At 49.9% G+C, this 16,522-nt stretch carries 18 protein-coding genes; 4 read left to right on the top strand and 14 right to left on the bottom strand.

The window, feature by feature from the left end; translation table 11 throughout:
* Nucleotides 1-7 precede the first annotated feature (7 nt).
* From ACAN54_RS10975 to ACAN54_RS11015, 9 genes are all read right to left on the bottom strand, one after another.
* Nucleotides 8-925: a helix-turn-helix transcriptional regulator gene (locus tag ACAN54_RS10975; protein ID WP_379153933.1), complete on the bottom strand. Its 918-nt coding sequence runs from the start codon at nt 923-925 to the stop codon at nt 8-10.
* Between the two features lie 4 nt (nt 926-929).
* Nucleotides 930-1,502: a GNAT family N-acetyltransferase gene (locus ACAN54_RS10980; RefSeq protein WP_379153935.1), complete on the bottom strand. Its 573-nt coding sequence runs from the start codon at nt 1,500-1,502 to the stop codon at nt 930-932.
* A gap of 215 nt (nt 1,503-1,717) precedes the next feature.
* The gene (locus ACAN54_RS10985; RefSeq protein ID WP_379153937.1) at nt 1,718-3,559 is read right to left on the bottom strand and encodes a UbiD family decarboxylase; all 1,842 of its coding nucleotides are present in this window, start codon (nt 3,557-3,559) and stop codon (nt 1,718-1,720) included.
* A 207-nt stretch (nt 3,560-3,766) separates the two neighbouring features.
* Nucleotides 3,767-5,191 carry an NAD(P)-binding domain-containing protein gene (locus tag ACAN54_RS10990; RefSeq protein ID WP_379154223.1) on the bottom strand — a complete coding sequence of 475 codons (1,425 nt, stop codon included), beginning with the start codon at nt 5,189-5,191 and terminating at the stop codon, nt 3,767-3,769.
* Between the two features lie 175 nt (nt 5,192-5,366).
* Entirely contained in the window at nt 5,367-6,206 is an 840-nt protein-coding gene (locus ACAN54_RS10995) for a phosphotransferase (RefSeq protein WP_379153939.1), read from the bottom strand.
* Nucleotides 6,203-6,931: an MBL fold metallo-hydrolase gene (locus ACAN54_RS11000; protein ID WP_379153941.1), complete on the bottom strand. Its 729-nt coding sequence runs from the start codon at nt 6,929-6,931 to the stop codon at nt 6,203-6,205. The genes ACAN54_RS10995 and ACAN54_RS11000 overlap by 4 nt, the downstream gene beginning before the upstream one ends.
* A gap of 37 nt (nt 6,932-6,968) precedes the next feature.
* Nucleotides 6,969-7,949 carry a phosphotransferase enzyme family protein gene (locus ACAN54_RS11005; RefSeq protein ID WP_379153943.1) on the bottom strand — a complete coding sequence of 327 codons (981 nt, stop codon included), beginning with the start codon at nt 7,947-7,949 and terminating at the stop codon, nt 6,969-6,971.
* On the bottom strand, nt 7,943-8,722 hold the full coding sequence (locus tag ACAN54_RS11010) for an aminoglycoside adenylyltransferase domain-containing protein (RefSeq protein WP_379153945.1): 780 nt from the start codon (nt 8,720-8,722) through the stop codon (nt 7,943-7,945). Before ACAN54_RS11010 ends, ACAN54_RS11005 begins: the two co-directional genes overlap by 7 nt.
* 148 nt (nt 8,723-8,870) lie before the next feature.
* Nucleotides 8,871-9,233: a hypothetical protein gene (locus tag ACAN54_RS11015; protein ID WP_379153947.1), complete on the bottom strand. Its 363-nt coding sequence runs from the start codon at nt 9,231-9,233 to the stop codon at nt 8,871-8,873.
* 159 nt (nt 9,234-9,392) lie between these two features.
* On the opposite strand from ACAN54_RS11015, the gene ACAN54_RS11020 reads away from it, so the two are divergent.
* Nucleotides 9,393-10,646, top strand: coding sequence for a S8 family peptidase (locus ACAN54_RS11020; protein ID WP_379153949.1), 1,254 nt, complete (start codon nt 9,393-9,395; stop codon nt 10,644-10,646).
* A gap of 17 nt (nt 10,647-10,663) precedes the next feature.
* Here the strand turns inward: ACAN54_RS11020 and ACAN54_RS11025 are convergent, their stop codons facing one another.
* From ACAN54_RS11025 to ACAN54_RS11040, 4 genes are all read right to left on the bottom strand, one after another.
* Entirely contained in the window at nt 10,664-11,965 is a 1,302-nt protein-coding gene (locus tag ACAN54_RS11025) for an amidase (RefSeq protein WP_379153951.1), read from the bottom strand.
* 126 nt (nt 11,966-12,091) lie between these two features.
* Nucleotides 12,092-12,529 (bottom strand): hypothetical protein, encoded by a 438-nt coding sequence (locus ACAN54_RS11030; RefSeq protein ID WP_379153953.1) that lies wholly within the window; start codon nt 12,527-12,529, stop codon nt 12,092-12,094.
* Between the two features lie 12 nt (nt 12,530-12,541).
* On the bottom strand, nt 12,542-12,985 hold the full coding sequence (locus ACAN54_RS11035; RefSeq protein ID WP_379153955.1) for a LytTR family DNA-binding domain-containing protein: 444 nt from the start codon (nt 12,983-12,985) through the stop codon (nt 12,542-12,544).
* A 123-nt stretch (nt 12,986-13,108) separates the two neighbouring features.
* A complete protein-coding gene (locus tag ACAN54_RS11040; protein ID WP_379153958.1) occupies nt 13,109-13,858 on the bottom strand; it encodes a glycerol-3-phosphate acyltransferase in 750 nt (249 codons plus the stop codon).
* An 86-nt stretch (nt 13,859-13,944) separates the two neighbouring features.
* On the opposite strand from ACAN54_RS11040, the gene ACAN54_RS11045 reads away from it, so the two are divergent.
* On the top strand, nt 13,945-14,760 hold the full coding sequence (locus tag ACAN54_RS11045; RefSeq protein ID WP_379153961.1) for a sugar phosphate isomerase/epimerase family protein: 816 nt from the start codon (nt 13,945-13,947) through the stop codon (nt 14,758-14,760).
* A gap of 60 nt (nt 14,761-14,820) precedes the next feature.
* On the opposite strand, the gene ACAN54_RS11050 is transcribed toward ACAN54_RS11045, so the two are convergent.
* Nucleotides 14,821-15,576 carry a MerR family transcriptional regulator gene (locus ACAN54_RS11050; protein WP_379153963.1) on the bottom strand — a complete coding sequence of 252 codons (756 nt, stop codon included), beginning with the start codon at nt 15,574-15,576 and terminating at the stop codon, nt 14,821-14,823.
* Between the two features lie 133 nt (nt 15,577-15,709).
* Between ACAN54_RS11050 and ACAN54_RS11055 the strand changes: the two genes are divergently transcribed.
* Nucleotides 15,710-16,231, top strand: coding sequence for a GNAT family N-acetyltransferase (locus ACAN54_RS11055; protein WP_379153965.1), 522 nt, complete (start codon nt 15,710-15,712; stop codon nt 16,229-16,231).
* 84 nt (nt 16,232-16,315) lie between these two features.
* Nucleotides 16,316-16,495, top strand: a complete 180-nt coding sequence (locus ACAN54_RS11060) for a class I SAM-dependent methyltransferase (RefSeq protein ID WP_379153967.1) — start codon at nt 16,316-16,318, stop codon at nt 16,493-16,495.
* Nucleotides 16,496-16,522 lie beyond the last annotated feature (27 nt).

A 16,522-nucleotide genomic window follows, 5' to 3' on the forward strand; every position in this document is an offset into this window, starting at 1 on the left:
TCTGATCTCAGCAGTGTTTGATCAGAATCCGTTCAGCCTGGCGGCGCATCCGCTGCCTAAGACTCTCAGGCTCAAGCACGGTAACCAGGTGGCCGTATTGCAGCAGCCTTCCAAACCAGCCTTCTTCCGATTGCGGAACGCTGAAGGACATGATGATTTCATCCTCCCCAACCTCCCGGATCTCCGCATTCGAAAAAGCCTCTGCCAGCAGTACCCTGTTCGCTGCCTTGCTGACAAGGCGCACATGGACTTGGGCCCGTGTGTCTCCATGCTCTGCCAGCAGCATTTCCGCCTCCCTATGCGTGTGGCTAAACGGCTGGGAGGTAAGATGAATCTGCCGAACCCGGGAGAGGCGGAACAGCCGGTAATCCTCTTTGCCGCAGCAATAGGCGAACAAATACCAGGCATACCATTGGTAAGTCAGGAGCAGCGGCTCAACGCACCTCTCTGATACATCATTATGAGTATCTGTGTACTGCAAACGGAGCTGTGTATGCTCTTTGATCGCTTTTTCCATCATTGCTATATTCTCAGCTGTGTGTTCTCCCTCTCGCAGCACACCCAAGTCAAGCTGGAACGGAAGGCCCGGTGAAGACTTGCCCGCTGCGAGGGCGGTCATTTTCTCAACGGTATCCCGCGCCCTCATATTGGAATACCCCGATAGCAATCCCTTAAGCGATGTAAGAATATATGCATAATCCTCAGATTGCAGGAGCTGCCTGCTCATTTTGAAGCTGTCAAGAATATAGTAGCCCCCGTTCAACCCCTGCTGGGAACCTACAGGAATTCCCGCATGACCAATAGATTCGATATCACGCTGAATAGTGCGTTGCGACACTTCGAATTTCGCTGCCAGCTCCCGTGAGCTGACGGTTTCACGGTTCAACAGATAGATCACAATTCCCAGCAGACGGTCCATTTTCATCCCGTTATGCCTGCTGCTTATTGCTATCTGCCTGCTGGCTTCTTAGCCATTCACTTCTAAGCAAACCGTAGGCATAGGTATCGTGCCAGAGCGGATGTCCTTCAGTATCACTCTTGAAGTAGCCCGTCTGAAGCATATGTCCTTCCCTGCGCATCTGCAGACGCTCAAGCAATCGCCAGGAGGGGTGGTTGCAGGGATCACAATGAGCAGTCACTCTGCGAATATGCAGCTCACTAAAAGCATACTCCAGCAGCTTCAGACAAGCCTCTGTCGCATACCCTTGGCCCTGAAATCCACTGTTGAACACGTAGCCCAGTTCCCAGGTCTGGAAGGCCTGCGGCTCCTGCTGCTGAAAATATAAATTGCCTATCAGCTTACCGGACTCTTTCAGGCATACCGCCCAAAAGGCAGGATCCGACGATCGTCTTAACGCCTCAGCCTTACTAGCCGCCTCATCAAAAACCCCATAAGGCTCGTACCTCACCACCTCTTCCCGGGAAAGATATTCATGCAAGTCCTCCCAGTCCTCCGGTTTGAAACCTCTTATCGTTAACCGCTGCGTGTCCAGAACTTCCATAGTATAATCTCCTTCATCTCTTTTTCGCCTGTTTTAGAATCCCCCCAATAGTAGCAACATCCATCCAATATTTTCAATATCATTTGCTGCATTGGCCCCGATAGCCGAGTACAACAAAAACCACGGCAAGCGTCCGGTACGCCTGTCGTGGTTCCCTTTATTTCATGAATATCCTGCCTGACTTCAGGTTATGGATGCAAAGCTCCCGCTTAAGTTCAGCGTGATTTGTATAGTCCGGCAAGAGGGGCCCCTTGGGCAAAAAAACGTTCGATATTCCGCTCCACCGCAGCATCCGGGATTAATGGCGGCGCCTGATGCGGCTTCACACGGGCGTCAATGATCACATTATCGCAGAACCAATGCTTGTTCTCCACACCACTATTTACCCCATAGATATCATGTGAGGGATTGCTGCGCGTGAAGGTTGCCCAGAGGAAGTTATTTAACGTCTCACTCATAAATGTACTATCGTCGCACAGGATGATCATCGGGCAGCTATCGAGCACACCTTGCTCCTGAATCGCGGTACTCAATCTATCTGTTTCCTCCCGGGCTGCCGCATAATTGGTAAACTCCGGTCCCTGTAAGGCCACAATCCCCGGCATTATCATTTTCGCCTGTCCAAACGTCTGGAGATTCTCCAAAATCTCCGGTACCTCTGTACACAATGTTCTCTTCTGATCCCCCACCGCGGCAAAAACCACTTTACTGCCGCTGTTAATTCCTGTGCCGGAATAGTCCAGTGTGTCCATCGTAGTATTAGTCTGAAAATGAATGTCCCGGTGCAGATTGATCCGCTCCAGAATGTAGATTAGGAAATCCTCGATCTTGTGCGTGCTGACCGGCCGGTCTTCTTCTGCGGTAATGAACAGATACTTCGCCAGACTGAGCTGGCCTGTCCCGAGTATCCGGTTCGCGATGGTAAGCAGCTCTGCAGGCTGCTTTAACTGCTGGTATGGAGTGTAACGTTCGCTGCCTATAGCAAACAGTAAAGGATGGACGCCCGCTGCATCTATTGCATGCACCTCTTTGACTCCCGGCACCTCCTGCTTCACCGCACCGCCCGTCAGTTCATGGATCAATTCTCCGAAAGCTGTATCCTCCTGCGGCGGACGGCCTACAACGGTGAACGGGAAGATCGCCCCTTTTTTGGCGTAGACCTTATGCACTTTCATCACAGGGAACGGATGGGTCAGACTGTAATAGCCCAAGTGGTCGCCAAAAGGTCCCTCCGGTCTGGTCTCCCCGGGATGGATCTCGCCGGTAATGACAAAATCGGCGTCACTGCTGATGCAGAAGCCGTCTGCATAGCTGTAGCGGAAGTGCCGTCCTGCCAAAAGCCCGGCAAAGGTCATTTCGCTTAAGCCTTCCGGCAAGGGCATAACCGCAGATAAAGTATGTGCGGGTGGTCCGCCGATGAAGCAGCTGACCTTAAGCGGCTGGCCTTTCTTCGTGGCCTTGGTCTGGTGAATACCGATGCCCCGGTGAATCTGGTAATGCACACCGATCTCCTTATCGATCTCATACTCATTGCCGCTAAGCTGAATCCGGTACATGCCCAGATTGGAATTCATAATACCGGGCTTGTCCGGGTCCTCGGAATACACCTGGGGCAGAGTGATAAAAGCACCGCCATCCCCCGGCCAGTGCTTAATCTGCGGCAGATCAGATATCCTAATCTCCTCAAAACCTGCCGGAACGCCGCTCCCCTTCTTCAGCGGCAGCGCTTTTCTCGCTGCCAGCCCAGTGCCGACATATTTGAACGGCTGCTTGAGCGCCTTCATCGGATCACTGCGCAGAGCGATCACATCCTGGGACGACTCCCAGGTATCACGGAATATAAATTTACTGCGTTCTATGGTGCCGAACAGATTGGACACTGCGCGGTACTTCGAGCCTTTGACCTTCTCGAAGAGCAAGGCGGGACCGCCCGCTTCGTAGACCTTCAGATGAATCGCCGCCATCTCAAGGTTCGGGTCGACTTCCTCATGAATACGGACCAGGTGCCCGTGTTTTTCCAAATCGGTAATACATTCTTCCATATTGCGGTATCTCATGGTCTTACTCCAATCTCCAGAAGAAATGTGAACTTCTTTTATTATCAATGAGGGGAGGCGCGAGGTCAACGGCAAGCAAGGTTATGAGTAGCGCTAACGAGTGGAGTGTTCGTTTTCGTAATCAAAAAGAGGGCTTCTCCCCGCAAGACATTCTGCGATGAAACAGCCCCCCTACTGCAAAATATACAATTGCGTTCATAAGCCTTACTAGTCCAGTGTTCTCAGGGGCCACACCCCAGTAAATTCAACTTCATTATAAGCAAAAAAGGCACTCAGAATTTCTTCCCGGTCATCCGTGAATAGCTGGTCGGCCACCCCGGCCACAAGCTTCGGGACCGCATTCTTCATGCCGGAGATGGCGGATGCCGACAGCCCGCAGCTGGCAAGCGCGGAATAGTTGAAGACGAACAGTCCATGTACATGCTTGCGGCCCTCTTCATTCCGGGGCTGGAGCGCAAAGCCGGGGCTCAGATACGGATGCGCATCCAGCAGTGCGTTCGCCTCTGCAGGCGGCGCTTCATAACGGTCACTCCAGCGGGCGATATGACGCTCGACCAGCCGCAGCTCCGGACGCAGGCCTGGATCGCTAAGCAGACCGGTACTGACTACGAGAAAGTCGAAGGAAAATTCCCCTTTCGGCGTTGTCACCACTGTCATATCGCCGATCGCTTCCACCTTCAGCCAAGGCGAACCGAGATGAAGCTGGAAGCCCGGCCAAGCAGCCGCACGGGCAAAGGTATCATTGGTCGGGGGCTGATTATATTTGAAAAAATGCGAAATCACCGCATATTTCTCCGGGTCAGACAGCGTATGATACCGTTCAATCATTCCCGAGACTTCCATCTGACGGATCGGGTTGACATTCGGAAGCTGCTCGCGGCGGACAAACACATGGACTTCTGCTGCCCCCTCAGAGAGCAGATAATTTGCGTTGTCGAACGCTGAGGCTCCGCCGCCGAGAACGGCAATTCTTTTTCCCCGGAGGGCAGTATAGTCCATAACCTCTGAGGTATGGGCATACATGGCTTTCGGAAGATGGTCAGCCACCATCGGAGGGACATGCCATTCACCGCCGCCCTGAATACCTGTAGCCAGTACAACCTTGCGCGCCAGCAATTGTTCCTTCGGCGCTCCTGCACCTGAGATATGCAGGCGATGAATTCCATCATCGCCAGGTTCAATCCACTCAAGCCGGACCTCGTTGATCACGGGCAGGCCCAGAATCTTCCGGTACCAGCGCAGATAATTCATCCAGTCACCGCGCGGGATTTTGTCGACGGCTTCCCAGCTGTCAGATCCGTTCTGCGCCTCCCACCAGGAGCGGAAGGTCAATGAAGGAATCCCCAGATCCACCGATGTTAAATGTTTGGGGGTTCGCAGCGTAACCATCCGGGCGTAAGTTTCCCAAGGCCCTTCCAGCCCTTCACTATTCTCATCCATTATCAGAATATTCGATATCCGTTCACGCAGCAGTCCAAAAGCCGCTCCGAGGCCACTCTGCCCACCGCCCACAATCACAACATCATATACATGACCTTCCGGATGGTTCAGCGGCCGTACCCAGTCTGCGCCCCCATAAGCAAGATAGGAAAGATCAGTTTTCACTCGTTCGTTTAAGGTTTCCAGACTCATCATTCCTCAGACCTTTCGGGTAACCTGTTTAGGGCATATTATAACGTGTAAACCCCGTCTTTTGAATGGTGATGGCAGGTTTATTGTCATTGCAGCCAAAATCCTTAAGCCGAATTGTACCCGATCACTAACTTTTGGCGTATGCTGCCCTGTGATATTGACAAAAGCGACCCAACTAAAGCTCCGCTCTTAAGAACTCCAACAGCTTTTGCTTCTCTTCCTCGCCGATCGAACCCACATTGAGTTTACGCGCAGCAAGTGGGACCAGCCAATGTTCCACCTCACGGTACGCAAGTCCTGTCAGCCGTTCGTATTCTCCGCTAAATACAGAGATGATATGCTCTCTTATCGAGTCAAAGTAATCCGGCATATCCACAGGCAAACCCGGTGGCAAAACCGAATAGCGGATCATGATGATATATTCAGCGAGATCTGCTTCGGGATTCCCGGTCGAGGCATCCATCCAATCGATAACTACAGGCTCGCCTTTACGCATCAGAATATTACCCGGGTTGGGATCTCCATGGCAGAGCTGGTGCTTCACAGGCAGGCGGTCCAGCCGCTGAATGACACGCTCCTTCTCATCTGAAGTCAGGTAACGGGCCGAACGGATATGCCATTTCAGCGATTCCCTCTGTGGTGGCATCGTAGGAATTACATGGCTATGAATGTGGCTTAGGCAGCGGGCGGTGATGCGGATATTCTCATCATCACTATCTGACCACTTCCTGTCTGCAGGCGGCCGCATAAACAGCAGCATGAACCGTTCCATTAATGACTCCCCATAGATGCGCTCTGTAACCATCCCCGGACGGCCGTCGACTTCGATTAATTCGTAAGGGCGCGGTACAGGAATCCCTTTTTCCCAAGCGGCCTGTGTATTGCCGAATTCTTTTGCCAGGGCTTCCGTTGCGGTAATGCTTTTGGCTAGCTTGATAACTTTTGAGGTACCTTCCCATTCATAAATATCCCCAACTCCGCCTTCACCAAGCTTCATTCCCCGCAATCTATTCACAGCTCATTTGCCTCCTTTTTCGGAATAATCAACTCTCTGGATGAATGTTCCACTATACGCCTGAGCTGCTCCTGTACATTCTTCGTACACAACCCGCCATGATAGCAGACGATTTGGCCGATGTCGTAATCCAGAAATCTCCTTAGGGAGTTGAACGCCGCTGGCAGGTCAGGTGTGGTCTGATTTGTTGGAGGTTGCAACTCTCCATCTGCTGAAGGCAATGCATCACCGGCAATTAGTATTCTGCTTGACTGCACATACAAACTGATATGTCCCGGGGTATGCCCAGGAGTATAAATGACTTCAACTCCGCCGCAACAATCAAGCACATCCCCATCCATTAACGTATGATTCACCTTTACCTGATACGGAAGATCGAACATATGCTGGAGTTGTGGAGGCAGTTCTCTTTTTAAGAGCGGAACCGCCCCTTCAATATGTGGTTGATCCAGTGCGTGGGCATACACAGTCAGCGGCCTCCCTACTAATTCCATCAATTCTTGAACACCGCCAATATGGTCAATATCCTGATGGGTCAAAATTACAGCAGATAACCGTTCGGCTGGTACGCCGGCCCGCCTCATGCCTTCTAATATCTGTGGACCATGCCCGCAAAAGCCAGCATCGATCAGGATCGCCATGTGTTCATCCCACACTACTGTTGAATTTAGAATAATTCCTTCTATTAGTAAAGGTATGATGGCTGCACCTTCTGCTATGATCATCTTGCTTCCCCCTTGCCGATTAACAGCCCTTTCAAGTCTAAAATGAGTAAAATACCTCTTTTCCTGCAATAAAATCCTTGCATAGAGTACTACAAAGCTTGGCAGCACTCTGTTTGATCCAGTCGTTCCGTGCCGAATCACGTATGAAGAATAGATAGCTAATAAAGGTATCCATAAATATTTGTCCTTCAATATACCTTATTTGATCCCAAGAGAAGGCTGCTGCTGAAGTATAACCTTGTAAAAAAAGCTGCCTTAACTCACCCGGAAGAACAGTCCCCGCACTGCCCAGATCAAATAAATAATAGCCATACCCGCTAAACCCAAAGTCTATCAAACAAGGCCCGTTTTCGGTGATAATCACATTTCCAAGCTGCACATCCGCGTGTACAATCCCCCATTGATCTGGAAGGGTCTCCAGCACCCGGAACTGCTCTTTGATAATTCCAAGAACTTGGGTAATAATCTCATACTGTTCCTGACTGTACAGTTCTGACACTACGCCGTATTTCAACTCTTCAACCGCAGCATCGATTCTTTCTGCATCGTACACCGGCCTTTGCAAACCTGTAAGCTCAGTATGACGGGAGAACTGATGAAGTGCCGCGAGCTTTTCTCCCAGCTGATAAGCGATTTGTTCAATGTTATCTTCTTGTAAAGTAAGAGTAGAACCCACTATCCATTCCAGCAGGGTCGCATAACAAACATCTTTGCCAGAGGTCAAATATTCAGTTACCAGCCCGCCATTCCGGTTGGTTACCGGTTTTTGCACATGAAGTGTCCCGTCCTTGGACAGCTCCTGCAATATGTACATTTCTGACTCCAAGCCCTGGGGTGCATGCTGAATCCCGAGCAGGCCTGCTGTTGAAGGACTATGAATACGAAGCAAGTATAGCTTGCCATCGCTTTTATCCGTAACCTTAAACGTCATATTTTCATTATGTCTGATAAATTCAACCATCGGTTCCTGAAGCGAATAGAATGAGAGCACTTCTTCTGCAGCTTTTATTCTCAACATGGACGCCCCTCTTCCCTTTTCTTCTTATCTATTTCATCCAGCATATATCCGGCAAAAGTGGTCAATTCCCCGGGCTCGACCTGCCTAATGTCCGGTACTCCATTATATTGATCCAATAAAACTTGCACGAGTTCTCTGAACTCAGAAGGCAAGCTTGCAATCCCCCACTCCCCGCCTTCCCTCTTCGAAGCGATTTGACCTTCTTGTATGTAGTACAGCACCCGGCACAAATTCAATGTCATATACATGGGATTCTCCAAAATATCCGTTGCCGCATCTGCAATATCGTGCAGGATAGAGGATAAGTAGGCGCTATGGCCCACCGCTGGATAGCACTTGGCAAGAGGTTCCCCGTATAACGTTCTGCCCCGGTAGTAAGCGACTGCAATTTGTGAAGCAAGGTCTTCATCCTCATAGCCTCCGCATACATAATCCTCATCAGCCCGGTATCTCTCGAGATGGTAATCGGAGAAATGTAGCTCACAGGGCGTCGGGTAGGTTACAGGTGCGAGCGCAGCTTCCCGGACTACACTTATCTCCAGGCCGTTTGCCATCTCCTCACGCAGGATTACAAGCTTGCGCGCAATCTTTGCTGCACTTGCATGCGGCAGATTGTCTCGGATCACCACCAGGATGTCGATATCACTTCCGGCCGGATTGAAGCAGCCCATGGCCAAGGAGCCATGCAGGTATATCCCTGTCAGGCTGTCTTCCAACTCTTCCACAAAAATCGCTGTAAACCTATTCAGAATCTCCTCTATTTGCCTATCCATTTTTCCTGTACCTCCTTGCCATCATTAACCTCAATTATATGCAATTTACCAGGGGCTTTATAGGTAAAGAATAGGTAGAATATGCATATCAAAAAGCGCGCACCACCGGGTACACGCTTTTTGAGTTCATTTCAAGGAATCGTCCAGATTAAAATCTGGCAACAAAAAACTCGCGGTTGGCAGAGACGCTTTTGGTAGTTAAGAGATTGCCAGCTTCATCTCTGATTCTCAGAACATAAGAGACCGTTGTTAATGTGCTGATGGTAGGGAATCTGGCAACACCAAAATCGTCAAAATCAGCAGTTACCGTAACAGCACCACTTGTCAGAGAAGCTGTCCAACCCGTAGAATCCTTATTCACATTACCCAGACTTGTAGCAAGCACCACGAATCTGTTAAAGGTCTGTCTGATTCTGCGTCTCTTCACTACCTTCTTTGCATTTGCCTTGCGGGCCATCATTGCTTTTTTTGCCAGGATTGCTTTCTTGTCTGGAGCTTTCATCTGCTTCACCACTTTCTGATAGGATACAGTAGTAGATGCAGTCTGCGCTCGCTTTGAACCTCGTTCTTGCCTACTCTTCCAGAAATGTGGCATTGTCTTAATTTTATAGATATGTACCATCCTATCTTTCCGCGCATACCCTGTAACGGAGAGGTAGGGGATAGAGCTATGGGCGAAAAACTATGGATGAAGCAGTATGCTTCCAAAATGAACCGTCCGCTGAGGACCCGGATTCGAAAAACGTATCATTCCGGTAAGGGATCATCGGCTTTGCCAGTTATTATTCAATTCAAACACAAGTTGACCCTAGGCCGGATGCAAGCCTTGCACAAGCATTTAGGTTCTCACGTTTTGTCTGTCAAACATCGTATTCCAATGCTGAATGCGGTCTCTTCACACATTTCAATAAAGTGCCTGGAACGGATATGCTGCTGGGAGGGTGTTCACAAGGTGTACCTGGATGACATCAAGTCCATATCGCTGAATATTGCCACCCCTTCCATCGGTGCAACTGCTGTGGAGCGCTCAAGAGGGCTTACGGGAAAAGGGATTAACATCGCAGTACTCGATACCGGCGTGTTCCCTCATCCCGATCTGGTCCGGCCCGTGAACCGCATTGTGGCATTTAAAGACTTCATCAACCACCGCAAACGCCCCTATGACGATAACGGACACGGCACACACATTACCGGGGATGCGGCAGGCAATGGCTGGCTCAGCAAAGGGAAATATAGAGGCCCTGCACCTGAGTCGGGGATTGTAGGTGTTAAAGTACTGGACATCAACGGAGATGGCTACGACTCTACTATTATTAAGGGAATTGAATGGTGTATTGCCAAGCGTAAACTTCTGAAGCTGCGTATTCTATCCATGTCTTTCGGCGGAACTGCGGGCACATCTTGCGGAGATGACCTCCTCTGTCAGGCTGTTGAAAAAGCAGTCCACGCCGGACTTACTGTGGTAATCGCCGCTGGCAACAGCGGACCCGGACGCAAAACCATAGAGTCACCAGGCATCAGTCCGTCGGCTATTACCGTAGGTGCGGTTGATGACCGACGGACCCTCACTCAAAAGGATGACCGAATTACCTTCTATTCCAGCCGTGGCCCAACCCCTTGTGGCAAGATTAAACCCGATATTGTTGCCCCTGGAGAATCTGTTATTTCACTTCGTGCACCAGGCTCTCAGCTTTCCCGTAATTTCCCGTACCTGCGGTTTGGCAAACAATATTTCGTGTTGTCCGGCACCAGCATCTCTACTCCTATCGTCTCGGGGGCAGCTGCCCAGCTTCTGCAGAGCTGTCCTTCGCTCACGCCTTGCCAGGTAAAGGCCAGACTGAAGAAACACGCATTCCGTCTAGCCCTGAAGCCGAACACGGCGGGCAGCGGAGAGATCAATATGCGGTTTTTGAGTACGAAATGAATGGTACTGCAGGCAAATTACAGTTCTTCAGCAATTTGCTGCGCCCAGGTGATCAGCGCCTCATCCTCGCCATGGCTCCCGATACACTGAAATCCCAAAGGCAGGTTGTTTATGCTGGCCGAAGGAATGCTGATGGTCGGGCAGCCCGCAAAGGTCCAGATGGATGTCATCCCCGGCCAGCCGGTACCTTCTCCAAGCTTCGGTGCGGTTCCGCCCTGTGCGGGTGACACCCAGAGATCAATTCCCTCCGTAGCTTGGAGGGTTTTCAGCTCCTGCCGGAGACTGGATTGCTGCCTGCGGTAAGTCTCCAGCTCACAATCAGTGATTTCCCGGCCGCGAAGAATCGCTTCTCTTACCGGATTCCCGTATAACTCTGCATGCTGCCTGAACATTGAGGCATGCTCACGTGCCATTTCACCCTCCAGAAAACGCAGCATGGCATTCCCATAGATGAATTCATCTTCCCATGGCATTTTCACCTGCTTCACTAAATAGCCCTTCTGCTTGAGAACATCGATCTGGGCGGTAAAGACTGCCTTAACCTCGGGGCTCATCAATTCCATGTATACCCCACCCGGAATACCAAGTACTGGCTTTCTTTTAGATGCCTGCTCCCCCATCCTCCAATCCGGGATAAGCAAGGACGCGGCAACCTGCATATCTGACACACTTTGTGTAAAAAAACCAATGGTATCAAAAGAAGGCGCCAGCAAAATAACCCCATCCAGAGGTACTCTTCCATAACTTGGCTTGAAGCCGGTCACACCGCAGAATGAAGCAGGAGCAGTCACAGAGCGTAGCGTCTGCGTCCCTATTGCCAGCGGACAGATTCCTGCCGCAACTGCTGCTGCTGAGCCCGCACTCGAACCTCCCGGGGTATGGGCAAGATGGTGCGGATTGAGGGTTGCGATTGGACCGTTGTAAGCAAATTCTTCCGTAACTGTCTTTCCGGCAATAAGGACTCCCAGGGAGCGAAGGCGGGAGATCAATGAACCTTCAGGTCCGGTCAGAAGCTCAGCCGGTAAGCAGGAACCGGCCTGAGTAGGCAATCCCTTTACATTCAGAAGGTCTTTAATCCCAACCGGAATCCCGTACAGCGCAGGTTTTGTTGCTTCTGCACCATACATCCGTTTTAGACTGTTCATTTCCTCATTCAGCCGATTCTGGACATCAGGCTCCGGGACAAAGGCATGAATCTGCGGCTCAACCTGTTCCAGACGCTGTAGGTATAGCTCATATGATTCCTCAAGCAAGGATTCCGGGCCGTCTGTCTTATTAGGGTCTGCTGTACGGATTAACGAGGCTTTGGCTAATAGCATAAGTTCATCTCCATTGGAAATATATACAATCTTACTTATCTACGTCGGATATCATCAGTAAGTAGCAAAAAAGCAAAGGATCATTTCATCCCCTGCTTCTTCGAGCCGTTCCCAATGCAAAATTCCTTATGGCCTGCCACCGCTCTGATACTCGTTCAGCTTCTCATTTAGCTGTTTGGCTTCCTTCTTTCCATCAATATGCAACATCGCGTACACCATGCCCTTGACCACAAGGATGGTAATCATGAATGGGAGCAGCCGCCCATTTTCCCGGAACGGACCCGAGCTGAAGAGCCATAGCCATATAACCACATAAACATCTGCCAGCACAAAACAGATATAGAAGCAGAGCGTTTGCGCTTTTTGACCCAGTCCAGGTGTGCTCACTAATGCATATTTGAAGCAGATAAAAGCCGAAGCCAACAATATGATCTGCCATAATATAGAGGCTTTTACGGAACCGGTTGAGCTAAGGGCCATCACAATGGCCACCAGAATCGTCACACATCCACATGCCGCCAACCAGTCCTTCACCATATAGGATACGAATTTTCCAGTTTTCATTATGGAGCCCCCTTAGAGTCCTAATTTTTGCTTTAAGACAGGAACATATTGCCGGGAAATAACAATTTTCTCGCTATTGTACAACAAAGCTTCGAATCTTCCATAAAGGACCGGACTGACAGACTTGATCTTAGCAATATTCAGAATGGTTGATTTGGAAGCTCGAAAAAAGTCCCTGTGTGCATAATCCAGCTCAATCTCATACAGCCTCAGTCTGGATTCGTACACCTTCTCGGCACAATAGATAAAAACCTTGTGGTCCACAGCCTCGAAATAATACACCTCGTTCGGATCAATGATGTGCATTTGAAGTCCGGTTATCCCTACCAGCTTCTTGGAAGCCGCCATGGATGGAATGGAATGCAGCAGCTTCAACAACGCTTCATCTGGATCATTGCACCTCAAAATAATCTCAGGCTCGCTGTCTTCCGGTATACCCTCAATGGTGATTTTCATGTGCATCCCTCCCGTACTTCTGCTTACAAACACAGTATATTTTTGTAATAGTGCGGATTCAATAGGCTTTGCGCAAGCTGCTATCCCGGAGCATTAAGCTGCAGGATTTGAGGTGTAGGATGATTACATCCGCCGGATCAGCCCCAGCGGCTTCTCTTCGCCATGTACCAGCCTTACTAAATTTGACCAGTGGGCGATTACTGCCAATAGAAGATACACTGTGGCGAACATAGGAATCCACCAATGCCCTTCGAGCACTGTCAGCCAATAATAGAGTGCCTCCACCACAAAAAAAGTCAAAGCAAACACCGACATTCGATCCACAATGAGCAGCAGTACGATCCCGCCGAGTAATATTATTAGTGTAGACAGCGGAGTAAGCGCCATAAATACGCCTATGCCTGATGCAAAGCCCTTCCCACCCTTGAAACTGAGCAGCAGCGGATAATTATGTCCAAGGATAACAGCCGTTCCCGCCAGATATGAGGCAAGCACCCCAACATCCGCACCACCCACTAGAGTCATAGCTAAACAGCAGGTCAGTACACACAGGAGTGCCTTTAAAAAGTCTATCAAGAAGGTGACGATCCCATATTTAATACCAAACACACGGGTCATATTCGTCGTCCCTGCATTTTTACTCCCCAACCCCCGAATATCCTTGCGTATGAACCGCTTCGATACAATAACCGCACCACAGATATTGCCAACGAAATAGCTGATGCATACGACTAATAACATCTGCCACCAGTATGTATGTAAAATTGTCCCCCACTCCATTCCGTAAGTAGTACACGCCTTGAACGATATCACCAGCATACTACCACTCAATTCTTCAGGAAACAAAAAAGGACAACGATCCTTTTCGCGCATTCCCCAGTGGAACCCCTGCTGAATATCGCCTATACTAATTTAAGGAAGCGATTGCAAGTCTCTCACAGAACGGAAGGGGCGTATTTATGAAAATATCTGTGTTCTACAACCATATTCTTACCGCAAGCAAACAAGCTGGGATTCCGGTACCGGAGGTGCTCCGCCGGGTGCGCGAATGGGGGATTCAGGCCGTCGAGCTGGATCTGGACGAGGTGCAGCCAAGCCGTGAAGCCATGAAGGAGGATCTCAAGCAAGCCGGAATTTCGGTGGCTTCTATGTACGCTTTTTTTGATTTTGGTAATGCTCCCGCTGTGCAGCCCGGGCTGGAATTCATTGACACCGCTAAGTATTTGGGTGCGGATAAAGTATTGGTTGTCCCAGGATTTATTGAGGAATCTGCCGGCGAGGAGTTGCGGAACAGCTCGCTGCAACAGATGGCTGCGGCACTCCGGGAAATGTGCGAGTACGCTGAACAGAAAGGAATAAGGGTCACCCTGGAGGATTTCGATGACAGCCGTGCGCCTTTCGCCACCTCCGCTGAATTGTTGTGGTTTCTGGAGCAGGTTCCGAAGCTGGGTATTACCTTTGATACAGGCAATTTCATCTACAGCGGCGAGGACGAGCTGGAAGCCTTCGGGAAGCTGCAGACGAGAATTGTCCATGTCCATTGCAAAGACCGCTCTCTGAAGGAACACCATGCTGAAGCTCCGAAGATCTGTACCAACGGGATGAAGCTGTTTCCGTCTCCAGTCGGCTCGGGTTGCATACCGGTGCATCAAATTCTGGAGCGGCTAGAAGCAATCGGGTACCAAGATACGGTAGCCATTGAGCATTTTGACGCTGTGGATCAGTTAGACTACATGCAGAAATCGGCAGAATGGCTGCAGACCCAATTCAAATAGGACAAAAAGCAAGAGGGAATCGCTGTTCATAGTGACTCCCTCTTGCTGTGAATACCCGTACTACTGCTGTTGTACCGCATACGCATCCGCCGCTGCACTAAGGTAGTACGCCAGTCCGGTCTGCTGCTCTTCAAGCATGCGAAGATGAAAGTCATCGCTGAGAAAAAATCGGTTCTGCGCTGCGAAATCCGTCGCAGACACAAGATGCCTGTGCTCTCCCAGATAATCCAGATGACGGCGGATTAACTCTGCAATGCTAACGTCGCTGGCCTTCAGTCCCGACCGCAAGGCGTCAGCCATTGCCGTCATAAACGCTGCACCTTCCATTGCCATATCGTTCATCTTCTGAACATTAATAGGAACGCTAGCATCCATCAGGTCAAAATCCAACGTTTCTTTTAAGTGATCATGCTGCTCTTGCAGAGCTTCTTTCCATTCTTGCTCACTCGCAAGTCCTTTGAACATTTCCGAATCCTTCATAAGCTCGCCTCTTTCTCTGCTTGTTATCGATTTCTTCAAGGTTTCAATAATCGTGTCGAGCCTTTGTCTGCGCAGCAGCAGGAGCTTTTCCTGTTCCACAAGAATAGATAAACGCTCGGGCTCATCCTTCAGCAGCTGACCAATTTGCTCCAGCGTAAAATCCAGTTCCTTATAGAGCAAAATCTGCTGCAGGCGTTCCAGCTCCGGCATCCCGTACAGCCGGTATCCGGCTTCACTGACTTCCGCCGGTCTTAGCAGACCCATTTTGTGATAGTGATGCAGGGTTTTCACCGTAGTTCCGGATAGCTCGGCGACCTCCTTCACTGTGTATAGCATCTTGATCCCTCCTTTCCTTGATGAGTTTACAGGCTCCCCTTAGGGGAGAGTCAATAGGGTTAATATATATTCGTTTCATTCATGGAATACGAATTGCTATGCTTATCTTTATCTTATTAAAGGAGTGGACAAGATGGTAGATCGAATGAATGTTCGGATTGAGCCATGGACAGATGCCGATCTTCCTTTGCTGTATCGACTGAATGCACCGGAGATGCTTGAACATCTAGGTGGTCCGGAGAGCGAGGAACAGATCCTTGCACGCCAGAAGCGGTACGTCGAGATTAGCGGGAAGGGGACCGGTCGTATGTTCAGCATCATCCTTCTCCCTGAACGCGAAGCGGTCGGCAGCATTGGGTACTGGGAACGTATCTGGCAGGAAGAGACTATATACGAGATCGGTTGGGGAGTTCTTCCGCCCTTCCAGGGTAGGGGTATAGCATTAGCAGCTACAGCGGCTGCAATCGCAAGTGCCAGAGCAGAACAAAAGCACAGGTATATTTACGCTTTCCCGTCCGCCAGCAATCCCGCATCAAATGCAATTTGCAGGAAGCTCGGCTTCTCGTTCATCGTAGAGAGCGCATTCGAATACCCGCCGGGGAGCATGATGCGTTGTAACGTCTGGCGACTGGACCTCACTGCGTCCAGTATTTAACCTAGAAAGGATAAATCACATGTTAGAATCCATAAAAGAAGACTATATTTTATCAAATAAGAAGAGTGGCCCACAGAAAACGAATTGAACTTATTTGGTGATGTAGAGGATAAAAGAGTCTTAGACATTGGTTGCGGAAGCGGACACTCTTTAAACTTCATGGCCTCACGTGGCGCCTCAGAGCTTTGGGGAATTGACTTATCCGATACTCAGATTGAGACTGCATTGGATTTGCCATTGGTTGGACCGTTGATCTGCCAATGACGTTACATCAAATATATAGCTACCTCA

This window comes from Paenibacillus diazotrophicus, assembly GCF_042610465.1.